The organism is Aureimonas sp. ME7, assembly GCF_903970965.1.
In the GTDB taxonomy this organism is placed as follows: Bacteria; Pseudomonadota; Alphaproteobacteria; order Rhizobiales; family Rhizobiaceae; genus Aureimonas.
On record NZ_CAJCKW010000004.1, the window covers coordinates 219,685 to 241,758 of the forward strand.

Here is a 22,074-nt window from a genome sequence, read left to right on the forward strand (position 1 = left end):
AGGCTTCGATCGCCCCATGACGGACAAGAGCGCGGACGCGTTCCGCACCATCGGCGAAGCGGCGGAGGAGCTCGATCTGCCGCAGCATGTCCTGCGTTTCTGGGAAACGCGGTTTCCGCAGATCAAGCCGATGAAGCGTGGCGGCGGGCGCAGGTATTACCGGCCCGACGACGTGCAGCTTCTGAAAGGCATCCGCTACCTCCTCTACGTGCGCGGCTTCACCATCAAGGGCGTGCAGCGGATCCTGAAGGAAAGCGGCAACCGCTCCGTCATGGCGATCGGTGCCGGCGATCTGTCGGGACTGGAGCGATTGCAGTCGGGGCGTGGTGCGCGCGAGGACGCAGTGGAACTCGAAGCACCGGACGAGGTGCCGGAACTCGACGAGACCATCGTTGCCGAGAAGCCGAGGGGCGGTCTGTCCAACCTCCTGCGTCGCGACCGCGATTCGTACCCCGCAGCGGGCGTCGGTGCCGCGCTCTCGGGCGAGGGCACGCGTAAGCTGAACAGCGTCATCCTGGAGCTTCTGGAGCTCAAGCGGCTCCTCGATCAGGTTCGCTAGGCCTAAGCTTTCGGTGGAAGCCGTCGCTTCCGCCTTGCCAACCGCCTTCGCTTTCATTAGGGAACGTCCTGTGTCGGAGCGTAGCGCAGCCTGGTAGCGCACCTGAATGGGGTTCAGGGGGTCGGAGGTTCGAATCCTCTCGCTCCGACCATCTAACCATCATCCTTCGCCCGTCAGGTTTCGGCCAGCTCTTTCGAGTGCGCCCATGCCTTGATGATCATGTCCGTCGTTACCGTTTCGATCTGCTGACCGTAGCGTCGGCGATAGACAGACAGAAGCGCGTCGTGCATCTCGTCGGACGACGAGCAGAGCGCGTCCACCGCGACGATCACCCTGTACCCCCGATCCACCCCGCCGAGCACCGTGCCCAGCACGCAGACGTCGGTTTCGCCTCCTGTAACGATCAGCGTATCGGCGCGTCGCTGCTTCAAGCGGGAAGCCAGTGTCGGCTCGCACCAAGGCGAATAGGCGGCCTTGTCGATGATTTCGCCCGGCGGACAGAGTTCGACGAGCGAGGGGAGAAGGTCCACCATCTCCTCGCCCATGCGCTCGATCGTCAGGGACGACCAGCGTTCGTAATAGCGTCGCCAAGTCCCTTCGCCCTGGCCGGCTCGTTCGACCGGCAGGAAGCGCGTGTAGATGGTGCGATCGGGAGCCGAGCGTGCCAGCGCCTCGACCTTGGGCAGGACACGCTCCATCCACGGCGTTTGCCATTCCGTGTCCTCGGCGAACATGCGTTGCATGTCCACGCACAGATGGATGCAGTTCGGCCCGAGCGGGCCGAAGCGAAATTCCAGGTCATTGGGCATGGGTCCTCCTGCGAGGGGAAGGCCCCGCATCCAATTGCGGTTCCTGCGACATCCGAGCGCCGGCTAAGGTTCGCTCGGGTGCTGGAACGGGCAAGGCGAATCGGACTTACATCACCATGAGCTCGGTCCAGTCGCTGGAGCGAGGGAAGGAGCATGCCAATGAGCGTTCGGCGAGACGATATCGAGACACGGGCCGAGCGGTTCGCCGCGATCCATACCCATGGCCTCGTGCGCGTCGGCGTCGCGACCCCGCGCGTCCATGTCGCGGACCCCGAGCGCAACGTCGATGCCATTCTTGCCGAGGCGCGGCGGGCCGGGGCGCAGGGCGTCGACCTTCTCATCTTCCCCGAACTGTCCGTATCGGCTTATGCGATCGACGATCTCCACCTGCAGGAGGCGCTCTTGGACGGTGTGGAGGATGGGCTCGTTCGCCTTCGGGATGCGAGCGCCGATCTTTCGACCGTGTTCCTCGTCGGCGCACCGATCCGTCGCAACTCGCGGCTCTACAACTGCGCCGTCGCGATCGCGCACGGGCGGGTGCTCGGCATCGTGCCGAAGGTCTTCCTGCCGAACTACCGCGAATATTACGAGAAGCGGTGGTTCTCCTCCGGCCACGGGATCGTCGGCGCCGAGATCGAACTCGGCGAGGAGGTGGTGCCCTTCGGCACCGATCTCCTGTTCGAAGCCGAGGACCTTCGCGACTTCGTCTTTCATATGGAGGTTTGCGAAGACTTCTGGTCGCCGGCTCCCCCCTCGATCCGGGGCGCGCTCGCCGGCGCGTTGGTTCTTTGCAACCTGTCGGCTTCCAACATCGTGGTCGGCAAGTCGGCCGATCGGCACCTCCTGTGCGCCTCGCATGCGATGCGGTGCACCAGCGCCTACATCTATTCGGCGGCGGGAGCGGGAGAAAGCACCAACGACCTGTCCTGGGACGGGCAGGCGATGATCTACGAGATGGGCGATCTCATGGGCGAGTCCGAGCGCTTCGCTCGTGACCCGCAACTCACCGTCGCTGACATCGATCTTCAGCGGATCCGCCAAGAGCGGCAGCGCACGCCGACCTTCAACGACGCCGCCGCCGCCGAGGGACACCCGGAACAGGCGTTTCGGCGCGTGCGCTTCCGCCACCGGCCGAGCTATGCGGACCTCGGGCTCCTTCGCCCGATCCGGCGTTTTCCCTATGTGCCAAATGCGGCCGATCGTTTGAACGCGGACTGCTACGAGGCTTTCAACATCCAGGTTCATGGACTCGTCAAACGCTTCGAAACGACGCCCGGCGATCGGATGGTGATCGGTGTGTCCGGTGGGCTGGATTCCACACACGCGTTGATCGTCGCCGCCAAGGCTTGCGACTGGCTCGGCATTCCCCGCTCATCGATCCTCGGCTTCACCCTACCGGGTTTCGCGACGGGCGAAGGGACGAAGGCGAATGCCTGGAAGCTGATGCGAGCGCTGGAGATCGAAGGGGCGGAGATCGACATACGCCCGACGGCGCGGCAGATGCTGTCCGAGATGGGCCATCCGTTCTCGCAAGGCGAGCCGGTCTACGACATCACGTTCGAGAACGTGCAGGCGGGTCTTCGTACGGACTATCTCTTCCGACTCGCCAACCAGCGCAACGGGTTCGTGATCGGAACGGGCGACCTATCCGAACTCGCGCTCGGCTGGTGCACCTATGGTGTCGGCGACCAGATGAGCCACTACAACGTCAACGGCGCGGTTCCGAAGACGCTGATCCAGTATCTGATCCGCTGGACGGTCGCGAGCGGGCAGTTCGACGAGTCGACGGGCGAGGTGCTGACCTCGATTCTGGACACCGAGATTTCGCCCGAACTGGTTCCCGCCGACGAAACAGGGGCGATCCAGAGCACGCAGGCCAAAATCGGGCCCTACGAACTGAACGACTTCTTCCTCTTCCACATGATGCGCTACGGCCTGCCACCGTCCAAGGTCGCGTTTCTCGCGTGGCATGCGTGGCGCGAGGCTGCGTCGGGCCAATGGCCGGCGCATTTCCCGGAAGCGGGGAAGAATGCCTATGATCTGGCGACGATTCGGCATTGGCTGGAGCGGTTTCTCGTGCGCTTCTTTCAGACAAGCCAGTTCAAACGGACGGCGATGCCGAACGGGCCGAAGGTCTCGGCCGGCGGCAGCCTTTCGCCGCGCGGCGACTGGCGCGCACCGTCCGACGCGACATCGCGCGCATGGCTGGCCGATCTGGCGGCCGTACCGCTGGAAGAGCCGATGACGAACTGAGAGCGACGTTCTGATCGGGGGAGGCGGACACGCCGCCCCCTCGTCCGGATCAGTCGATGAGATCGAGCCTATGGCCGAACTCACGTCGGACCAGCTGAGGCACAACGGAATCGAACTGTGAAAATGGTAGGATCGTGAAAGGAAATGGCAGCGCCTCGGGCGCTGAGAATGGTGGGCGATACTGGGATTGAACCAGTGACCCCTGCAGTGTGAATGCAGTGCTCTCCCGCTGAGCTAATCGCCCGTCGCCGCCGGCCGGGGCCGCTTGCGAACGAAAGTGGCTATAAGTCCGAACCGGGGTCGTCGTCAATCCGCCTCGACCGGTTCAGCCGAAACTCCGTGCATTTCCATCGTGTCGGCGGTCGTCTTCCAGAAGGCGCAGCATCAGCGCCGGGTCGATGCCGTCGAAATGCGAGACGGTGACCGAGGCTTTTTCGCGGGCGCATGCATCCGGGTCGTAGCCGAAGTCCAGGAGAACGGACGGCATGGAGAGCCGGTGCGCGGCCTCCATGTCGGTGTCCGTGTCGCCGATCATGACGGCGCGCTCCACCGAGCCGCCGGCCGCCAGAACGGTGCTTGCGAGGTGGACGGGATTCGGCTTGCGCTCGGCAAACGTATCGGCGCCGCAGATCGCGGCGAACCGATCGGCAAGCTCCAGTTCGGCGAGAAGCCGAAGAGCCAGCGCTTCCGTCTTGTTCGTGCAGATGGCGAGGGTCGCGCCCTCGCGGACCAAGCGGTCCAGCGCGGCGACCGCTCCGGGAAAGGGGCGCGACGCGACGGCGATGTGCTCGGCGTAGAAGGCGAGAAAGCGAGCGGTCTGCTCGACCAGCTCTTCCGAGTTCATAAGGCGCCCGGCTCGCTCATAGGCCGCCAACAGCATCGCGCGCGCGCCGCGCCCGGCGTCCGGTCGCACTTGGGCGATGGTGGTGGCCTCCACCCCCGCTTGGGCGAGACAATGGTTGAGTGCGCCCGTCAGGTCCGGTGCCGTATCGACGAGGGTCCCGTCGAGGTCGAAGACGATCGTCGAACCACGCAGGGCACGATGCGGCGAGGGTTTCGTCGCGAATCGTCCAGCGCGATCGAAGGGACGGGCCGTCCGATGGATGGGTTTGGCTACGCTCATCGTTCCGACCCTTGGCGAGGACGGGAGGCGGGTCAAGCAAGCCGGGATGCCCGAACCCCCATCCATGGCCGCCGCGCGTCGATTGGCTCGATCGCTGGCGTATTCGGGCCACAGGTTAGTTGATCATTCACCAAGAAAGCGTTGCCCCGCGCGTCGGTCGGCGCTTTGCCTTCTGCCCGGTGATGCACTAGAGCCGAAGCCCCATCGCTTGGAAGGACATGCCATGAATGCCGCGTCGATGAAGGAACGTGTCGGGGAAGCGGCCGTCGGCCATGTCGAGACGGGCATGCGGCTCGGCATCGGAACCGGCTCCACCGCCGAAGCCTTCGTCCGTGCCCTGGCACCCCGCGTTCAGGACGGCCTTCGCATTGTCGGCGTGCCGACGTCGGAGCGCACGGCTGCCCTGTGCCGCGAACTCGGCATTCCGTTGGCGACGCTCGAGGAGATTCCCGAACTCGATCTCGTGGTGGACGGCGCGGACGAGATCGATGGGCAGTTCCGCCTGGTGAAGGGCGGAGGCGGCGCGCTTCTGCGCGAGAAGATCGTGGCAGCGGCTTCGGCTCGCATGCTCGTGATTGCCGATGCCAGCAAGAAGGTGGACATGCTCGGCACCTTTCCGCTGCCGATCGAGGTGAACGGGTTCGGCGTCGTCGCGACGCTCCTTGCCATCGAGCGCGCGGGTACGCTGCTCGGCCTGTCCGGCGATCTTGCCTTGCGCAAGGTCGGCGAGTCCGCCTTCATCACCGATGGCGGGCATCTCGTCATCGACGCATCTTTTGGCCGTATTCCCGATCCAGAAGCGCTGTCGGCTGCCCTTCACGCTATTCCGGGCGTGGTGGAGCATGGATTGTTTCTGGGTCTTGCGGATGCCGTCCTCCTGGCGGGTCCGGACGGGATCGAGCATCTGCAAGCGAATTGAGGGCGACTTGCGGGCCGAATGGTCGGCCTTGCGAGGAACGCCAGAGTTTGGCATTCGGGCGGCAACGTCCGATCGATGGGAATGGAGTGGGAACTTGAAGCTTTCTAGCGAAACGTTGCGTCGCGGACTTTGCGTTTCCGCCGCCTTTCTGGCCCTGTCGGCGGCTCCTGCCTTCGCGCAGGAGACGAGCCCGGCGCACCTGACGGCCGCGCGCGAAGCCGTGGACGCGCTCGACACGACCGAGCAGTTCGACCAGATCCTTCTCAACGCCGCGACGCAGATCAAGGCGGAGCTGATCGTCAACAACCCGAATCTCCAGAACGAGATCTCGAACATGGTGGACGACAGCGCTCTTGCGTTGGCGCCGCGTCGCGGCGACCTCGAAAACGAGATCGCGCGCATCTATGCCAAGCTCTTCACCGAGCAGGAACTGCGCGAGATCGCCCAGTTCTATGGGTCGGAAGCGGGCAAGAAGCTGATCCAGCAGGGCCCGACCGCCTCGCGCGAGATGCTGGCGGCAGCCGATGTCTGGTCCAGCGGCATTGTGCGTGATCTGCGCAACGCCTCGATCAACGGTATGGCCAAGCTCGCGCCGCCGGCCACCGCCTCGGCTCAGTGACTTCGGCAAACCCGGACCTGTCAATTCCCGAAGGGCGGCCATGTGCCGCCCTTTTCCCATCCTGAAAGGGCAAGCATGACCAGCGGCGGTTTCGACTTCGACCTTCTCGTGATCGGCGGCGGCTCGGGCGGCGTGCGGGCCGCCCGGCGTACGGCGGCTCTTGGACACAGGGTCGCGATCGCCGAGGAATACCGCTTCGGCGGCACATGCGTCATTCGCGGCTGCGTCCCCAAGAAGCTTCTCGTCTACGCCTCGCAATTCGGCGAGCAGTTCGAGGATGCGGCCGGTTTCGGCTGGACGGTGGGGGAAAGTTCGTTCGACTGGGCGCAGCTGATCGCCAACAAGGATCGCGAGATCGACCGGCTGGAGCAGATCTACAGCCGCAATCTCGAAAGCGCGGGCGCGGAGCTTCTGAAGTCCCGCGCCGTTCTTGAAAGCGCGCACGAGGTTCGGCTTCTCGAAACCGACAAAGTGGTCACCGCCGAGCGCATTCTTCTGGCGGCCGGTGGGCGGGCCAACCCGTTCGCGGGCCTGCCGGGCGCGGAGCACTGCATTACGTCGAACGAGGCGTTCCACCTGAAGCGTCTGCCCGGATCGATCGTGATTCTGGGCGGCGGCTACATCGCCGTCGAGTTCGCCAACATCTTCCACGGGCTCGGTTCGGACGTTACGCTCGTCTATCGCGGCAAGAAGATCCTCGGCGGCTTCGACGACGATCTGCGTGACGCCCTGCAGGAGGCGATGACCAAGAAGGGCATCCGCATCCTGTGCGAGGACACGATCGTTGAGGTGGCCGGGAAGGCCGACGGCCGGTTCCAGGCCAAGCTCAAGGGCGGCGCGGTTCTGGATGCCGACGAGGTCATGCTGGCGATCGGCCGCCAGCCCAACACGCTGGATCTCGGATGCGAGAAGGCCGGCGTGGAACTCGACGAGAAGGGCGCGGTGAAGGTCGATGCCTTTTCCAAGACCACGGCCGACAACATCTGGGCGCTCGGCGACATTACCAACCGCATCCAGTTGACGCCGGTCGCGATCCACGAGGCGATGTGCTTCGTCGAGACCGTGTTCCGCGATCGTCCGACGCAGCCCGACTTGGAGGACATTCCGACCGCCGTGTTCTCGCAGCCCGAGATCGGCACGGTCGGCATGACGGAAGCGGAGGCGTCAAAGGAGTTCGCCGAGCTCGAAATCTACCGCACCACTTTCCGCCCCATGCGCAACACCCTGTCGGGGCGCGATGAGCGGACCTTGATGAAGCTCGTCGTGGATGCCGCCTCGCGCCGCGTCGTCGGCGCCCATATCCTCGGACCGGACGCGGGCGAGGTGGCGCAGATCCTCGGCGTCTGCGTCAAGGGTCGCCTGACCAAGGACGTGTTCGACCGCACCATGGCGCTCCATCCGACGGCGGCGGAGGAACTCGTCACGATGTACGAGCCGAGCTACCGGGTCCGGGACGGAAAGCGGGTCGATGGCTGAGGCACCGGTGCCGGCGGTTCACGAGGACCATCCGGACCTCGCCGCGCTGGCCGCCGATGGGCACGTCGTCGCCTATTTCGGCTATGGCTCGCTGGTGAACCGCCGTACGCTGCGCACCCGGTTCCTCGGCCTCCGTCGTGCCTCGGTCACAGGCTGGCGCCGCTTCTGGATGCCGCGCACGGCGCCCCTGCCGGCGCTTCTCTCGGTTCGGCCCGTGGACGGGTTTCGAACCGATGGGGTCGTGGTCTACGATCTCGCCGATCATCTGCCGGCCGTCGACGAGCGAGAAGCGGGCTACCATCGCCGCGTCGTCATGCCGGACCATGTGCGCATCGAAAACGCGCTGGCGACCGAGGCTCCTCTCTTCATCTACGAAGCCGCGCCGACGCAGCCGGACGCGGCCGAGGTCGGCGCCGTGATCTGGCAATCCTATCTCGATGCGGTGCTCCAGGGTTTCTCGACCCTTTACGGCGAGGATGGTGTGCGGCGCTTCGTGTTGGAAACGGAAGGCTTCGAGACCGTGCTTCTCGCCGACCGGGACGCGCCTCGCTATCCGAGGGCCGTCGATATCACAGAGGACTAAGCGCTTCTGTTCGACCGCCTGGTCGCCCAGCGCGGCGCGCGAACGACGCTGCCTCCGGCCGACGTGCCCGCAACCCTTTGGTGACAAACGACGGCGTTCGTGCCACTAAGCCGCGATCGATCGCCCGGCTATGAAGGCCGCGCAGAACCGCGCCATTCCAACTCAAAGCGTGCGGACAGGCGGTCGACGAAGGAGAAAAGCATGGCAAAGGATTGGTCCCCGTCCAGCTGGCGCTCGAAGCCGATCGAGCAGGTGCCCGCCTATCCCGATCTCGGCGCGCTCGCCGAGACCGAAAAGCGCCTCGCCACCTTTCCTCCGCTGGTTTTTGCAGGTGAAGCGCGCAAGCTGAAGAAGGCGCTCGGCGAGGTCGCCGAGGGGCGCTCCTTCCTGCTGCAGGGCGGCGACTGCGCCGAAAGCTTCGCCGAGCATGGCGCCGACAACATCCGCGACTTCTTCCGCGCCTTCCTGCAGATGGCCGTGGTGCTGACGTTCGCGGCTTCATCGCCGGTGGTCAAGGTCGGGCGTATCGCCGGGCAGTTCGCCAAGCCGCGATCGTCCGGCTCCGAAACCAAGGACGGCGTGACGCTGCCGAGCTACCGTGGCGACATCATCAACGGCATCGAGTTCGACGAGAGCCAGCGCATCCCCAGTCCGGACCGGCAGGAGATGGCCTACCGCCAGTCGGCGGCGACGCTGAACCTCCTGCGCGCCTTCGCGCAGGGCGGCTACGCCAATCTCGACAACGTCCACCAGTGGATGCTCGGCTTCGTGTCGGGCAGCCCGCAGGCCGAGCGCTACGGCCAGTTGGCGGACCGCATCTCCGAGACGATGAATTTCATGCGGGCGATCGGCATCAATTCCGACAGCTACCCCGCGCTGCGCGAGACAGATTTCTTCACCAGCCACGAGGCGCTGCTTCTCGGCTACGAGGAGGCCCTCACACGCGTCGATTCGACCAGCGGCGAGTGGTACGCAACCTCCGGCCACATGATCTGGATCGGCGACCGCACGCGCCAGCTCGGCAACGCCCATGTCGAATACTGCCGCGGCATCAAGAACCCGATCGGCCTCAAGTGCGGGCCTTCGCTGGGGGCCGACGACCTGATCCGCCTAATCGACGTCCTGAACCCGCAGAACGAGGCGGGCCGCCTGACGCTGATCACTCGCTTCGGCCACGAAAAGGTCGGCGATCACCTGCCGCGCCTCGTGCGCGCTGTGGAGCGGGAAGGGCGCAAGGTCGTCTGGTCCTGCGATCCGATGCATGGCAACACGATCACGGTCAACGACTACAAGACGCGCCCCTTCGACCGCATCCTGGCCGAGGTGGAGGCGTTCTTCGACGTTCACCGCGCGGAGGGAACGCATGCCGGCGGCATCCACATCGAGATGACCGGCAAGGACGTGACGGAATGCACCGGCGGTGCGGCGCGCCCGGTCCTCGCAGAGGACCTGTCCGATCGCTACCACACGCATTGCGACCCGCGGCTGAACGCCAGCCAGGCGCTGGAACTCGCCTTCCTGACCGCCGAGCGGATCAAGAAGGAGCAGGAAGCGCACCGCCCGTCGCAGGCCGTCGGCTTCTGAGACGTATCGCGAGTTCGAATATGCAAAAGGCCGGGTTCATCACCCGGCCTTTTCGTTTGTGCCCTATGCGCCGCGCGGCACTTCACTCCCCGGGCTTGCGCTCCGCCTGACGGCTCCGCTCGGCCCGCTCCTCGCGTGAGAACAGCCGGTCGCGGATGACGGAGCCGCCCTGCTGCCAAGCGAAGAACAGCGCGAGCAGGAGGACGATGACGCCGATGCCGATCATCACGCCCTGTTCCATCATCTCCAGCCGCTGGAACACGGTGGTTATGGAATAGCCGAAGACGTAGCCGATGGTCGTGAAGATGCCGGCCCAGATGCCGGCACCGATGAAGTTCAGCGCCAGGAACCGTGGAACGGTGATCGAAGAAAGCCCCAGTGCGATCAGCCCGGGCATCCGCAATCCGTAGACGTACCGGTTCACGATCACGAAATAGGCCTGGAAGCGGTCGACGAGACGAAGAGCCTTGGCGAACTTGGGCTTCTTCGTCCACTTCACGACCCACCGGCTGTCGGAGAAGTAGCGCGCGAACAGGAACACCGCGAGATCACCGCAGAAGGACCCGACAAAGGCGAGGCTCGCCATCAGCTCGATCGGATAGGCCCCGCGATAGGCCAGGAAACCTCCGATGATGGCGAAGACCTCACCCTCGAAGAACGTCCCGACGAACACGATGCCGAGGCCGAACCGGTCGATCAAAGAAAGGATTTCGTACACGCGGTCTCCGATGGCGCGGGCGAGGTCGAGCCTCGTCCTGCCCTATGTCGGGCGGGATGCTGCAATTGCAAACATCCGATATTCAGATCGCAATGGTTTGACGATCCGGAGGCGAATGGTTGCAATCGTCACCCGTGTCGTGGAAACCCGGCGCAACGTCAACCGCGCGCCACGGCCATTCGATGCAAGTTCCGCCGCTTCCCGATGCCGTCATGGCGCTCGTGCTTCTCGGCTTCCTGTTTCTCCTGCGCTTCCACCTCTCCATGCGCCGGATTTGGAGCGAAACCGGTCTACCGGAAGGCCGCTGGATCGAACGGTACCGAGCGCCGACGCGGCCGATGAGCTTCGGACGCGCGCTGGAGCCGAATCGGCGCCATGCCGTGCGGCAATTGGTGGTCGCGCTCGTTTGCCTCGCCCTGGCATTCGTTCTCGGCGTCTGGCTCGGTCTCGGTCTCCTTCTCGGCTGGTAGCGTCCGCCAAAGCGTTTGCCAGTTCGGCAAATCCTGCGCTATCGCGAAGGAATGACTGTATTCGTCCGCTTCGCACCGTCGCCCACGGGCTATCTTCACATCGGCAACCTGCGGCCGGCGCTGTTCAACTGGATCTTCGCCCGGCGCCACGGGGGCCGGTTCCTCCTGCGCTACGACGATACGGACACGGAGCGCTCCCGGCCGGAATATGCCGAGGCGATTGCCGAGGATCTTGCCTGGATCGGCATTGTGCCGGATGTCGTGGACCGGCAGTCCGACCGCCTTTCGCGCTACGAGGCAGCCGCCGAGATGCTGCGCGAAAGCGGCTTCCTCTACGCTTGTTACGAGACGCCCGACGAACTCGACCGCATGCGCAAGCGGCGGATGGCGCGCGGCCAGCCCCCGGTCTACGGACGCGAGGGCCTGGCGCTGTCTCCGGAGGAGCGAGCGAGATACGAGGCGGACGGGCGCCGTCCGTACTGGCGCTTCCGTCTGCCGAACGCGTCCGCCGACCCTCTGGTGCCCCAGCGCACCGAAGTGCATTGGGATGATGTGGCGCGAGGACGGCAAACGGTCGATCTCGGCTCCCTGTCCGACCCGGTCCTGGTGCGCGAGGACGGCACGTTTCTGTATACGTTCTGCTCCGTCGTCGACGACGGGGACATGGGCATCACCCATATCCTGCGCGGTGACGACCACGTCACCAACACGGGCGTCCAGATCGCGATCTTCGAGGCGCTCGGATACGCCGTCCCGCATTTCGGCCACTTCAACCTGCTGACGACGATCGACGGCGAGGGGCTGTCGAAGCGCAGCGGTGCCCTGTCGCTGCGCTCCCTGCGCGAGGATGGGGTGGAGCCGATGGCGGTCGCCTCGCTCGCCGTCCTCACCGGCCTTTCCGGCTCGATCGAGGCGATGCCGAGCCTGAATGCGTTGGGCGAACGGGTGGACTTCGCCGGCGTTTCCACTTCGAATTCGAAGTTCGATCCGACTGAGCTCCTACGCCTCAACGCAGAAATCGTGCACGCCATGCCCTACGAAGAGGCGGCCGACCGCCTGACGGAGATCGGCGTGTCCCAGGTCCACGGGGAGGCGTTCTGGCTCGCGGTGCGCCGTAACTGTGCCAAGGTCTCCGATGCCCAGGAATGGGCCGCGATTGCCTTCGGCGATCTTTCCGCCACGCCCGCTCTGTCGGGTGAGGACGAAGGCTTCGCGCGCGAAGCCTTCGATGTCCTGCCGCCTGCCCCTTGGGACGGCACGACCTGGAAGACGTGGACCGAGGCCGTAAAAGCCAAGACCGGGCGCAAGGGGCGGGCGCTGTTCATGCCCCTCCGTCTGGCGCTGACCGGCGTGGATCACGGACCGGAGCTGGCCGACCTGCTTCCGTTGATCGGGCCCGAACGGGCGGCTTCGCGCCGCCCGTGAACGCTCAGCCGTTCGCCGCTTCCTCGCGCTGAACGGCTTCCGCCACCGCGATCGCCGCCATGTTGACGACGCCGCGCGAGGTGACGGACGGGGTCAGGATATGCGCGGGCTTGGCCGTGCCGAGGAGGATCGGGCCGACATGCAGCGCGTCGGTCATCGACTTCACGACGTTCATCGTGATGTTGGCCGCATCGAGCGTCGGGAACAGGAGGAGGTTGGCGTCCTCCGTTAGCGTCGAGTTCGGCATGACCCGCTGGCGCAACTCGCGCGACAAGGCCGCGTCGCCGTGCATCTCGCCGTCGATCTCGAGATCGGGCGCCTGTTCGCGCACGAGCGCCAGCGCCGCGCGCAGCTTGCGCGCATCCGCCGTGTCGGCCGTTCCGAAATTGGAATGCGACAGGAGCGCCGCGCGCGGCTTGATGCGGAACCGCTCGATCATCCCAGCCGAAAGAAGCGCGATTTCCGCCAGATTCTCCGCCGTCGGGCTTTCCTGCACATAGGTGTCGGCGAAGAAGGTCGTCGCGTTCTGCGAGATCAGGAGGCTGAGGCCCGAAAGCTTCGACACGCCCGGCGCGACGCCGATGATCTGCCGGATGTCGCGGATTTGGCGCGAGAAGCGGCCGGCGAGACCGCAGATCAGGATATCCGCGTCGCCACGCGAGACCGAGACGGCGCCGATCACCGTCGTGTTGGTGCGAACGAGGGCGCGAGCCGTGTCCGGGTTGACGCCGCGCCGACCGACCTTGGCGAAGTAGTGATCGACATAATCGCGGTAGCGCGGATCGTCCTCGGGATTGACGACCTCGAAGTCCTGCCCGGGTCGGATGCGCAGTCCGAAGCGCTCGAGACGCGTCTGAATGACGCTCGGACGGCCGATCAGGATCGGGCGGCAGACCTTGTCTTCCAGCAGCACCTGCGCGGCGCGCAGGACGCGCTCGTCCTCGCCGTCCGAGAAGATGACGCGCTTCTGCGAATTGCGCGCCATGGCGAAGATCGGCTTCATCACGAGGCCGGAGCGGTAGACGAAGCGGTTCAGCCGGTCGAGATAGGCATCCCAGTCGGCGATCGGGCGCAGCGCGACGCCCGTGGCTTCCGCCGCGCGGGCGACGGCGGGCGCGATCTTGAGGATCAGGCGCGGGTCGAACGGCGAGGGGATGAGATACTCCGGCCCGAAGACCGGTGTCTCGGACCCGTAGGCCTTGGCGGCGACCTCGGACACTTCCTCGCGCGCGAGAGCGGCGATCGCGTCCACCGCTGCGATCTTCATCTCCTCGTTGATCGAGGTGGCGCCGCAATCCAGCGCGCCGCGGAAGATGTAGGGAAAGCAGAGGACGTTGTTGACCTGATTGGGGAAGTCGGAGCGCCCGGTGCAGATCATCGCGTCCTTGCGGACGGCGCGGGCAAGGTCGGGCATGATCTCGGGCGTCGGGTTGGCGAGCGCGAGAATCAGCGGCTTCTCCGCCATCTTCTCCAAAAGTTCGGGCTTCAGGATACCGCCGGCCGACAACCCAAGGAACACGTCGGCCCCGTCGATCACCTCGGCGAGACTGCGCGCCTCCGTCTGCTTCGCGTAGACCGCCATCCAGCGGTCCATGCGCTTCTCGCGGCCCTCGTAGACGACGCCTTCGATATCGGTGCAGGTGATGTTCTCGACCTTGGCGCCGAGCGCCACCAGAAGGTTGAGACAGGCAAGCGCCGCCGCGCCCGCGCCCGAGGTGACGATGCGAACGTCCTCGATGCGCTTCCCGGCCAGCAGCAAAGCGTTGCGCACCGCTGCCGCCACGATGATCGCCGTGCCGTGCTGATCGTCGTGGAACACCGGGATGCCCATGCGGGCCCGCAGCTGTTCCTCGACCTCGAAGCACTCCGGCGCCTTAATATCCTCAAGGTTGATGCCGCCGAAGGTCGGCTCCAGTGCGGAAACGACCTCCACCATGCGCTCGATGCCCGGCGCGTCGATCTCGATGTCGAAGACGTCGATATCGGCGAACTTCTTGAACAGGACCGCCTTGCCTTCCATAACTGGCTTGGACGCCAGCGGTCCGATATTGCCGAGGCCGAGCACGGCCGAGCCGTTGGATACGACGGCCACGAGGTTGGCCCTGCTGGTGAAGTCGGCCGCCGTCGCCGGATCGTCCGCGATGGCAAGACAGGGCGCGGCGACGCCGGGGGAATAGGCGAGCGCGAGGTCGCGCTGGTTGCCGAGCGGCTTGGTCGCGTGGACGCCAAGCTTACCGGGCTTGGGATGGCGGTGGTAGAAAAGCGCCTGCTCGTCGAGATCCCGCTTCACGGGGGCGTTTGCAGTATCGTCGGCACTCGACATGAGAACTCCTGCGCTGTTCGGGCGGAGGCGTTTTCGCGCCGGCGCGCGATCCTCCCGCCCGATGTCTAATGCAAGCTGCCATCCGGTGAAGCAACCCTTCGTATCGGCGCCGAGGGCAAAGGTGCGTCATACCGCTGAAATACAAACCAGCGAGGGTCGGATGAGTTTCGGCGGCCAGGGAGAGCGCGCCCATGACGACGATTCGCCCGTCCGGCACCATCCGTCACTTTCGCACACTCTTCATCTCCGATCTGCATCTCGGCTCGAAAGCCGCCCAGGCCGAGCAGCTGATCGACTTCCTCGCGGTTCACGACGCGGAGAAGATCTATCTCGTCGGCGACATCATCGACGGCTGGCGCCTCAAGCGCGTGTGGCACTGGCCTCCGTCGCACAACGACGTGGTCCAGGCGTTCCTGCGCAAGGCGCGGCAGGGAACCGAGGTCGTCTACATTCCCGGCAACCACGACGAGTTCCTGCGCGGCTTCCTCGGCCAGCATTTCGGGGGCATCGAGGTGCGCCTGACCGACATTCACCAGACGGCGGACGGGCGGCGGCTTCTCGTCATGCATGGCGACGAGTTCGACGTCGTCGTTCGGAACGCGCGCCTGATCGCCTATCTCGGCGACTGGGCCTATGACGCGGCCATCGCGATCAACCTCGTCTTCAACCACCTGCGCCGCCGCTTCGGCTTCGGCTACTGGTCGTTTTCGTCCTGGGCCAAGCTGAAGGTCAAGAACGCGGTCAACTTCATCGGAGCGTTCGAGAGGGCGCTCGCTTCCGAAGCCGAGCGCATGGGGTGCGACGGCGTCGTGTGCGGCCACATCCACCACCCGCAGATCGCCGAGCGCAGCGGCATCCTCTACGTCAACAGCGGCGACTGGGTGGAAAGCTGCTCCGCCATCGCCGAACGCAACGACGGCTCGCTCGAACTCCTGCGCTGGACGGGGGTCGCGGAGGAACCCGTCCCCGGCCTCGAAGGACAGATCGCAAGGATCGCCCCGGCAAGAGCCGCCTGATCCTCGGGGCTACCCCCAAAGCGACGCTTGTGGAGGATGGACCCTCGAGCCTTCGTAGGTCAGGCCGTTCGGCCGGTCCTCGCGCAGGAGAAGGGGGCCGTCGAGGTCCACCAGTTCGGCGCCCTGCGCCAGGAGCACGGCGGGCGCCATCCCCAAAGAACTCCCCACCATGCAGCCGACCATGACGCCGAACCCATGACGCCGAGCCTCGGCGAGGAAGCGCAGTCCTTCCGTCAGGCCGCCCGTCTTGTCGAGCTTGAGGTTCACGTAGTCGTATCGGCCGACCAGCGAGCCGAGGTCCGCGCTTCCGTGCACCGCTTCGTCGGCGCAGACGGGCACGGGGCGCGGCATGCGGGCGAGCAGTTCGTCCCGGCCGGCGGGAAGCGGCTGCTCGACGACGAAGGCGCCGATCGAAGCCGCCGCCAACATGTTGTCGCGGATCGTGTCCGGCGTCCAACCCTCGTTGGCGTCGATGATCAGCCGCGCTTGGGGCGCGGCCGCGCGCACGGCGCGCATCCGCTCGCCGTCGCCTTCGCCGCCGACCTTGACCTTCAAGACCGTGCGCTCGCCCGCCTCGCGCGTCGCGCGCGCCATCTCGTTCGGCGTGCCGAGGGAGATGGTGAAGGCCGTATCGACCGGGGCCGCTCCAGCGCGGCCGATCGTCTCGGCGACCGAACGACCGCTTCGCTTGGCTTCCAGATCCCACAGCGCACAGTCGACCGCATTGCGCGCAGCGCCCGGCGGCAGAAGCGATTGCAGGGTGTCGAGACCTTCCCCGGCCTCGATCGCCGCGCGGATGCCCTCGATCGCGGCCGTCACGCTTTCCACGGTCTCGCCGTAGCGCGCATAGGGAACGCACTCGCCTCGCCCGGAATTCGAGCCTTCCAAGACGGTGCAGGTGACCACAACGGCCTCGGTTTTTGAGCCTCTCGCGATGGTGAACTGGCGGGCGAGGGGGAAGCGGTCCACTGTGACCGAAAGACGACGCACGATCATAATCCCTCGACAAATCTTAACGGGCATTGCATCGCACACGACGCAAGTTAACTCTGCGGTTTCGGCGCGTCCTGCGCCATAGCCGGATATGCGGCGATCCCATAACGCAAACACCGGATCCGAGCGACCGAATGCTGGATACCCCACGATCCGACGATTCTTCGGGAAACGGCGCGCAGCCTAAGAATGCCGCGCCCACTCTCGAAGCCGATAAGGCCGACGGGGGCGTAATCCTGCATTTCGGCGGCGACTGGCTGGCGCGCACCATCGGCGGCGTGGAAGACACGGTGGCCGAAACGCAGAAGTCGGATCTCGGCAAGTCGATCACCTTCGACCTCGCAGGGGTTGGCCGCCTCGACACGTCCGGCGCGCTTCTCGTCGAGAAGCTTTCGCGCGGGCTGACGGAAGGGGGCGCCAAGGTCACAATCGAGGGCACCGGCGACAGCGAATCCATGCTGTTCGACGCGGTGCGCAAGGCCCTCGACACGAAACGGCCGGAAAAGAAGGTCGCGCAGTCGTCCGTCGTCGTCGATCTCGTGGCCAAGCTCGGCGAGAACGTCATCGCCGCAGGCCGCGAGTTCATGATGGGCCTCAACATCGTCGGCGCCTCGCTCTACGGCGCGGGGCGGCGCATCACCGGCCAGACCCGGTGGCGCCCGGCCGCCATCGTCAGCCAGATGGATCGGATGGGTGTGCGCGCCGTGCCCATCATCGCGCTCATGAGCTTTCTCATCGGCGCGGTGATCGCACAGCAGGGCGCGTTCCAGCTTCGCAATTTCGGCGCCGAGATCTTCGTCGTCGATCTCGTCGGTATCCTGCAGCTGCGCGAGATCGGCGTGCTTCTCACCGCGATCATGATCGCCGGCCGCTCGGGCAGCGCGATCACCGCCGAGATCGGCTCCATGCGCATGCGCGAGGAGGTGGACGCCCTTCAGGTCATCGGGCTCAACCCGATCGGGGTCCTGGTGTTTCCACGCCTCGTGGCGCTGACGATCGTTCTGCCGCTGCTTGCCTTCATCGCGGATCTCGCCGGCCTTCTCGGCGCGATCGTGGTGACGTGGGTCTATTCGGGTGTGACGCCGGAAGCCTTCATCACGCGCATGCGCAGCGCCATCGACATCGGCACCGTCTTCGCGGGACTGATCAAGGCGCCGTTCATGGCCATCGTCATCGGCGTCGTTGCGTCGATGGAAGGGTTGAAGGTGGGCGGCAGTGCCGAAAGCCTCGGCCAGCACGTCACCGCCTCCGTCGTCAAATCGATCTTCCTGGTCATCCTCCTCGACGCTGTTTTTGCGATTTTCTATGCCGCCATCGGATACTGAGACGACCAAGGCCGACGAGCGCGAGGTCATCATTCGCGCCAGCGACGTGACGGTTCGCTTCGGGTCGAAGACGATCCTCGAAGGGCTGTCGCTCGACGTGCGACGCGGCGAGATCCTCGGGTTCGTCGGCGCGTCGGGCACCGGCAAGTCGGTGCTCCTACGCACCATCCTCGGCCTCAACCAGAAGCAGAGCGGCACGATCGAGGTCTTCGGCATCGACTACGAGCGCGCCGACGAGGTCGAGCGCCTCTCGGTCGAGCAGCGCTGGGGCGTCCTGTTCCAGCAGGGTGCGCTGTTTTCGTCGCTGACGGTTCTGGAGAACATCCAGGTTCCCATGCGGGAATATCTCGATATCTCGCCCAAGCTGATGGAAGAGCTCGCCCGCCTGAAAATCGACCTCGTCGGTCTCGCACCGGATGCGGCGGAGAAGTATCCGTCCGAGCTTTCGGGCGGCATGATCAAGCGTGCGGCGCTCGCCCGCGCTCTGGCGCTCGATCCCGATATCGTCTTCCTCGACGAGCCGACTTCGGGCCTCGATCCCATCGGCGCCGCCGACTTCGACGAGCTGATCATGACCCTGCGCGATACGCTGGGGCTGACCGTCTACATGGTGACGCACGATCTCGACAGCCTGTTCCAGGCCTGCGACCGCATCGCCGTTCTCGGCAAGAAGAAGGTGCTGGTCGAGGGACCTCTCCAGACCATGCTGGATAACGACGATCCGTGGGTGAAATCCTACTTCCACGGCAAACGGGCGCGGTATGTCGTGCCCAAAGAAGACAATCCGTACTACGACGGGAATGAGTGATGGAAACCAGAGCGAACTACATCCTCGTCGGCGTCTTCACGCTGGTGGTGCTTCTGGCCAGCTTCGGCTTCGTCTACTGGTCGGCCAACGTCTCGGACCGCGATTCACGCGTGCCGCTGCTCGTCCGCATCGAAGGCTCGGTGTCCGGTCTCAGCCAGGGTAGTCAGGTTCTCTTCAACGGTCTGGCCGTCGGTTCCGTCACCAACCTGCGCATCGACCCGAACAACCCGCGCGTCGTGATCGCGACGACGCAGGTCGATCGCGCCACGCCCGTGACGACCTCCACCACCGCGACGATCGGCTTCCAGGGTCTGACCGGCATCGGCTTCATCGGGTTGACCGGCGGCAACGTCAACGATCGCAACGTGATCCAATCGGCCCTTGAACAAGGCGCGACGCCCGTCATCACCGCTGATCCTTCGGATGTGACCGACATTCTGGCGACGGCTCGCGACATCGCCGACCGCGCCAACAACATCCTTGGCGAGTTCGAGGAACTGGTGCAGGCGGTCGGGCCGTCCGTACGGACCACGGCGGACAACGTCGCCCAGACGTCCACCAACGTGCGCACCTTCACCGACAGCCTCGCGGCCAACGCCGATCAGATCGACGACTTCCTCGCCAGCTTGGCCGACCTTTCTCGCAGCGCCAACAACGTGGCGGAGCGACTGCCGAGCCTGATGGATCAGGCGAGCACCTTCATCGCCGCGCTCAATGTCGGCGCCGTCAACCAGTCGATCGAGAACGTCGCAACGATCACGCAGGCGCTGCGCGACCAGACGGATAATTTCTCGGCCGCGATCGAATCCGTTTCCACCACCGCGCGCGCCTTCGGCTCGGTCGGCGATGCGGTCAACCAGAGCCTGCCGAGCGTCCAGGCCTTCCTCTCCCGCCTCGGCCCAATTTCGGAAACCGCGACCAGCGTCGCCTCGCGTCTCGATACGACGCTGGCGGACGTCAAGAATATCACGGCAGCGGTGAACCCGGATCAGGTCCGCTCCACGGTGGAAAGCGTGTCCGGCTTCACCAGCGCGCTCAACGCGCAGTCGGGCCGCGTAGGCTCGGTCGTCGCCGGCGCCGATACGGTCCTCCAGACCTTGAACGGTGCCTTGGACGGGCTCAACGGCACCCGCGCGCGGATCGACACGCTGCTGGCCGCCGTCAGCGCCAGCACGGTCAACCGCGCCATCAACGACGTGTCTTCGGCGACCAACAACATCGCGGCGGCGGCGCAGTCCGTTCGCGGGGTCGCCGACAATATCGGCAACCGTCGCGAGGACATCGATCGGATCATCACCAATGTCGAGGACACGAGCGGCAATCTGCGCGTCGCCTCCGCGCAGGTGCAGAACCTGATCAATTCGGTCAACGGCCTCGTCAACAGCCCGGACGGCCAAGGCCTCACGGCCGAAGCGCGCGCCACGCTGCAAAGCATCCGCCAGACGGCGGAGACGATCCAGCGCTCCGTCGGCCCGATCGCCGCCAACCTGCAGAACTTCACCGGCCAGGGCCTGCAGGACGCACGCAACCTCATTCGCGAAACGACGCAAGCCGTGACGCGGATCGAGCGCGCGATCATCGAGCTCTCGAACAACCCGAGCCGGGTGCTGTTCGGCGGCGAGGGTAACGGCGAGGTCCGCCAGTTCGATGGGCGCGTCCGGCGCTGAGCGCCGCGCGGCGACCGCCGGTGGTCCATCGGCAACACCTATCGGCCAACCATCCGCGAAGGACGGTCGGCCTCTTTGAAACCCACGGGAACCGCGCCAGCTTCGGTGTCTCGAAAGTACACGCGTCGAGGATGAACATGGCACGAGTTCGGGCGGCAAGATGGACGGGCTTCGCCCTGGTGGCGCTTTCGCTCAGCGCGTGCGCGTCGTTGAAGACGCCGCCGGCGACCTTCGAGCTTTCACCTCCGCCCGCTGCGGAACGGGTGGGCTCCTCCACACGCTCGCAGATCCTTCTGCCCGAGCCCACGGCAACGCGCGCGCTCGACAGCGACCGCATCGTTATCAAGCCGACGCCGCAGACCATTGAAAACCTTGCCGATAGCCAGTGGAGCGATCGTCTTCCACGCCTCGTCCAGCTCCGCTTGCTGCAGGCCTTCCAGAACACCGGGCGGATCGGTGCTGCGGGCGTGCCGGGGCAGGGACTGGCGATCGACTACCAGGTCGTCACCGAGCTTCGCCGCTTCGAGATCGCCTTCGAGCCGCAGCCGACCGCCGTGGTCGAGATTTCGGTGAAAGCCCTCAACGATCGCACCGGCGTCGTGCGCGGATCGCGCGTCTTCACCGCCAAGGTGCCTGTCGCGGACGGCCAGCCCTCCGGCTACGTCACCGCACTGGACGGTGCCTTCGCTCAAGTTGCGGACCAGATCGTCACCTGGATGATCCGGCTGATCTGAGCGTCCCTACCCGACGTTTTTCGAAAGGCCCGCTTCGGCGGGCTTTTTGCTGTGCGTAGTAGGCTGGACGTCTGTCCGCCTCCCAAGGTGACACGGCTTGTTCCGAAAAAATCGGGTGACGCGGGTGTCATGGACTGGCCTGTTTCGATGAACCCTTCCGCCGAGACGGGTTTCCGACGCGTTCGCTTGGATTGCTGACCCAAACACCCGTTTTCTAGATCACTTTCCGACCGGATTGGACGGTCGTTGTCGTCCAGAGGACGCCCGCGCCCGCGGCAGGGCGCTTTCGCTCCGCGGCAGCGCTACTCGCCGGTTACGATGCGGGGGCAGCGCTTCCTCCTCGCGCCTTGTCGCGACCCCAAATCACTTGCCTGCCGACGATACAAACTGGTCGGAAAGTGCTCCAGCTTATCAACAGGGCTAGCCTCAGCGAGGTTTCGTTGTTCGTCGAAACGCAGCACAAGCCCTATCGATCGACGCCACGTTCCACATATCACTCTCGATGGCCAGCCTTTGCGCGAAGCGACAGCGCGAAAAGTTCAAGCGCCACACGAAGATACCGTCCGGTCGGAATGTTGTTCTGTCGCGCGTATGAGGCGACGCATATGTGGCGCGCAGGCTCGTCTGTCAGCTTGCAGGACCGAGTTCGCGTTGTCGAACAGTCTTCAAT

The 22,074-nt window shown here is 65.4% G+C and carries 19 protein-coding genes and 2 tRNA genes; 15 read left to right on the forward strand and 6 right to left on the reverse strand.

What is annotated here, in order from left to right:
- Positions 1-16: 16 nt before the first annotated feature.
- Complete coding sequence (locus tag H7A85_RS09805; RefSeq protein WP_182085744.1) at positions 17-559, forward strand: MerR family transcriptional regulator; 543 nt, start codon at positions 17-19, stop codon at positions 557-559.
- A 74-nt stretch (positions 560-633) separates the two neighbouring features.
- Positions 634-710: transfer RNA gene (locus H7A85_RS09810), tRNA-Pro, on the forward strand.
- Positions 711-732: 22 nt separating this feature from the next.
- Here H7A85_RS09810 and H7A85_RS09815 read toward each other — a convergent pair.
- The gene (locus H7A85_RS09815) at positions 733-1,368 is read right to left on the reverse strand and encodes an isochorismatase family cysteine hydrolase (RefSeq protein ID WP_182085745.1); all 636 of its coding nucleotides are present in this window, start codon (positions 1,366-1,368) and stop codon (positions 733-735) included.
- A 159-nt stretch (positions 1,369-1,527) separates the two neighbouring features.
- Between H7A85_RS09815 and H7A85_RS09820 the strand changes: the two genes are divergently transcribed.
- Entirely contained in the window at positions 1,528-3,621 is a 2,094-nt protein-coding gene (locus H7A85_RS09820) for an NAD(+) synthase (protein WP_182085746.1), read from the forward strand.
- Positions 3,622-3,790: 169 nt separating this feature from the next.
- Here H7A85_RS09820 and H7A85_RS09825 read toward each other — a convergent pair.
- Positions 3,791-3,865, reverse strand: a tRNA-Val gene (locus H7A85_RS09825).
- Between the two features lie 81 nt (positions 3,866-3,946).
- Positions 3,947-4,744, reverse strand: coding sequence for an HAD hydrolase-like protein (locus H7A85_RS09830; protein WP_182085747.1), 798 nt, complete (start codon positions 4,742-4,744; stop codon positions 3,947-3,949).
- Positions 4,745-4,967: 223 nt separating this feature from the next.
- On the opposite strand from H7A85_RS09830, the gene rpiA reads away from it, so the two are divergent.
- The 5 genes from rpiA to H7A85_RS09855 all read left to right on the forward strand — a co-directional run bounded on the left by rpiA (position 4,968) and on the right by H7A85_RS09855 (position 9,925).
- Complete coding sequence (gene rpiA / locus H7A85_RS09835) at positions 4,968-5,663, forward strand: ribose-5-phosphate isomerase RpiA (RefSeq protein ID WP_182085748.1); 696 nt, start codon at positions 4,968-4,970, stop codon at positions 5,661-5,663.
- 94 nt (positions 5,664-5,757) lie between these two features.
- A complete protein-coding gene (locus H7A85_RS09840; protein ID WP_244631081.1) occupies positions 5,758-6,282 on the forward strand; it encodes a DUF2059 domain-containing protein in 525 nt (174 codons plus the stop codon).
- A 75-nt stretch (positions 6,283-6,357) separates the two neighbouring features.
- Positions 6,358-7,758: a glutathione-disulfide reductase gene (gor, locus tag H7A85_RS09845; protein WP_182085749.1), complete on the forward strand. Its 1,401-nt coding sequence runs from the start codon at positions 6,358-6,360 to the stop codon at positions 7,756-7,758.
- Complete coding sequence (locus H7A85_RS09850) at positions 7,751-8,341, forward strand: gamma-glutamylcyclotransferase family protein (protein ID WP_182085750.1); 591 nt, start codon at positions 7,751-7,753, stop codon at positions 8,339-8,341. Before gor ends, H7A85_RS09850 begins: the two co-directional genes overlap by 8 nt.
- 201 nt (positions 8,342-8,542) lie before the next feature.
- Entirely contained in the window at positions 8,543-9,925 is a 1,383-nt protein-coding gene (locus tag H7A85_RS09855; protein WP_182085751.1) for a 3-deoxy-7-phosphoheptulonate synthase class II, read from the forward strand.
- An 82-nt stretch (positions 9,926-10,007) separates the two neighbouring features.
- Here the strand turns inward: H7A85_RS09855 and H7A85_RS09860 are convergent, their stop codons facing one another.
- On the reverse strand, positions 10,008-10,643 hold the full coding sequence (locus H7A85_RS09860) for a DedA family protein (protein WP_182085752.1): 636 nt from the start codon (positions 10,641-10,643) through the stop codon (positions 10,008-10,010).
- 182 nt (positions 10,644-10,825) lie between these two features.
- Here H7A85_RS09860 and H7A85_RS09865 point away from each other — a divergent pair, with 182 nt between their 5' ends.
- Together H7A85_RS09865 and gltX are read left to right on the forward strand one after the other, a co-directional pair.
- Positions 10,826-11,113, forward strand: coding sequence for a hypothetical protein (locus H7A85_RS09865; protein WP_182085753.1), 288 nt, complete (start codon positions 10,826-10,828; stop codon positions 11,111-11,113).
- A 51-nt stretch (positions 11,114-11,164) separates the two neighbouring features.
- Positions 11,165-12,538: a glutamate--tRNA ligase gene (gltX, locus tag H7A85_RS09870; RefSeq protein WP_182085754.1), complete on the forward strand. Its 1,374-nt coding sequence runs from the start codon at positions 11,165-11,167 to the stop codon at positions 12,536-12,538.
- Positions 12,539-12,542: 4 nt separating this feature from the next.
- Here the strand turns inward: gltX and H7A85_RS09875 are convergent, their stop codons facing one another.
- Positions 12,543-14,861: an NADP-dependent malic enzyme gene (locus H7A85_RS09875; RefSeq protein ID WP_182085755.1), complete on the reverse strand. Its 2,319-nt coding sequence runs from the start codon at positions 14,859-14,861 to the stop codon at positions 12,543-12,545.
- A gap of 191 nt (positions 14,862-15,052) precedes the next feature.
- Here H7A85_RS09875 and H7A85_RS09880 point away from each other — a divergent pair, with 191 nt between their 5' ends.
- Positions 15,053-15,877 (forward strand): UDP-2,3-diacylglucosamine diphosphatase, encoded by an 825-nt coding sequence (locus H7A85_RS09880; RefSeq protein ID WP_182085756.1) that lies wholly within the window; start codon positions 15,053-15,055, stop codon positions 15,875-15,877.
- A 9-nt stretch (positions 15,878-15,886) separates the two neighbouring features.
- On the opposite strand, the gene dgcA is transcribed toward H7A85_RS09880, so the two are convergent.
- Positions 15,887-16,873 carry an N-acetyl-D-Glu racemase DgcA gene (gene dgcA, locus H7A85_RS09885; RefSeq protein ID WP_182085757.1) on the reverse strand — a complete coding sequence of 329 codons (987 nt, stop codon included), beginning with the start codon at positions 16,871-16,873 and terminating at the stop codon, positions 15,887-15,889.
- 131 nt (positions 16,874-17,004) lie between these two features.
- Between dgcA and H7A85_RS09890 the strand changes: the two genes are divergently transcribed.
- From H7A85_RS09890 to H7A85_RS09905, 4 genes are all read left to right on the forward strand, one after another.
- Positions 17,005-18,195 (forward strand): ABC transporter permease, encoded by a 1,191-nt coding sequence (locus H7A85_RS09890; protein ID WP_182085758.1) that lies wholly within the window; start codon positions 17,005-17,007, stop codon positions 18,193-18,195.
- Entirely contained in the window at positions 18,176-19,003 is an 828-nt protein-coding gene (locus H7A85_RS09895; RefSeq protein WP_182085759.1) for an ABC transporter ATP-binding protein, read from the forward strand. Before H7A85_RS09890 ends, H7A85_RS09895 begins: the two co-directional genes overlap by 20 nt.
- A complete protein-coding gene (locus H7A85_RS09900) occupies positions 19,003-20,670 on the forward strand; it encodes an MlaD family protein (protein WP_182085760.1) in 1,668 nt (555 codons plus the stop codon). The genes H7A85_RS09895 and H7A85_RS09900 overlap by 1 nt, the downstream gene beginning before the upstream one ends.
- A 137-nt stretch (positions 20,671-20,807) precedes the next feature.
- Positions 20,808-21,404 carry an ABC-type transport auxiliary lipoprotein family protein gene (locus H7A85_RS09905; protein WP_182085761.1) on the forward strand — a complete coding sequence of 199 codons (597 nt, stop codon included), beginning with the start codon at positions 20,808-20,810 and terminating at the stop codon, positions 21,402-21,404.
- Positions 21,405-22,074: the final 670 nt, after the last annotated feature.

Bases quoted from the DNA above. Each gene is read 5' to 3' on its own strand.
- H7A85_RS09805 (WP_182085744.1), top strand. From the start codon at position 17: ATGACGGACAAGAGCGCGGACGCGTTCCGCACCATCGGCGAAGCGGCG.
- H7A85_RS09815 (WP_182085745.1), bottom strand. From the start codon at position 1,368: ATGCCCAATGACCTGGAATTTCGCTTCGGCCCGCTCGGGCCGAACTGC.
- H7A85_RS09820 (WP_182085746.1), top strand. From the start codon at position 1,528: ATGAGCGTTCGGCGAGACGATATCGAGACACGGGCCGAGCGGTTCGCC.
- H7A85_RS09830 (WP_182085747.1), bottom strand. From the start codon at position 4,744: ATGAGCGTAGCCAAACCCATCCATCGGACGGCCCGTCCCTTCGATCGC.
- rpiA (WP_182085748.1), top strand. From the start codon at position 4,968: ATGAATGCCGCGTCGATGAAGGAACGTGTCGGGGAAGCGGCCGTCGGC.
- gor (WP_182085749.1), top strand. From the start codon at position 6,358: ATGACCAGCGGCGGTTTCGACTTCGACCTTCTCGTGATCGGCGGCGGC.
- H7A85_RS09850 (WP_182085750.1), top strand. From the start codon at position 7,751: ATGGCTGAGGCACCGGTGCCGGCGGTTCACGAGGACCATCCGGACCTC.
- H7A85_RS09855 (WP_182085751.1), top strand. From the start codon at position 8,543: ATGGCAAAGGATTGGTCCCCGTCCAGCTGGCGCTCGAAGCCGATCGAG.
- H7A85_RS09865 (WP_182085753.1), top strand. From the start codon at position 10,826: ATGCAAGTTCCGCCGCTTCCCGATGCCGTCATGGCGCTCGTGCTTCTC.
- gltX (WP_182085754.1), top strand. From the start codon at position 11,165: ATGACTGTATTCGTCCGCTTCGCACCGTCGCCCACGGGCTATCTTCAC.
- H7A85_RS09875 (WP_182085755.1), bottom strand. From the start codon at position 14,861: ATGTCGAGTGCCGACGATACTGCAAACGCCCCCGTGAAGCGGGATCTC.
- H7A85_RS09880 (WP_182085756.1), top strand. From the start codon at position 15,053: ATGACGACGATTCGCCCGTCCGGCACCATCCGTCACTTTCGCACACTC.
- dgcA (WP_182085757.1), bottom strand. From the start codon at position 16,873: ATGATCGTGCGTCGTCTTTCGGTCACAGTGGACCGCTTCCCCCTCGCC.
- H7A85_RS09890 (WP_182085758.1), top strand. From the start codon at position 17,005: ATGCTGGATACCCCACGATCCGACGATTCTTCGGGAAACGGCGCGCAG.
- H7A85_RS09895 (WP_182085759.1), top strand. From the start codon at position 18,176: ATGCCGCCATCGGATACTGAGACGACCAAGGCCGACGAGCGCGAGGTC.
- H7A85_RS09900 (WP_182085760.1), top strand. From the start codon at position 19,003: ATGGAAACCAGAGCGAACTACATCCTCGTCGGCGTCTTCACGCTGGTG.
- H7A85_RS09905 (WP_182085761.1), top strand. From the start codon at position 20,808: ATGGCACGAGTTCGGGCGGCAAGATGGACGGGCTTCGCCCTGGTGGCG.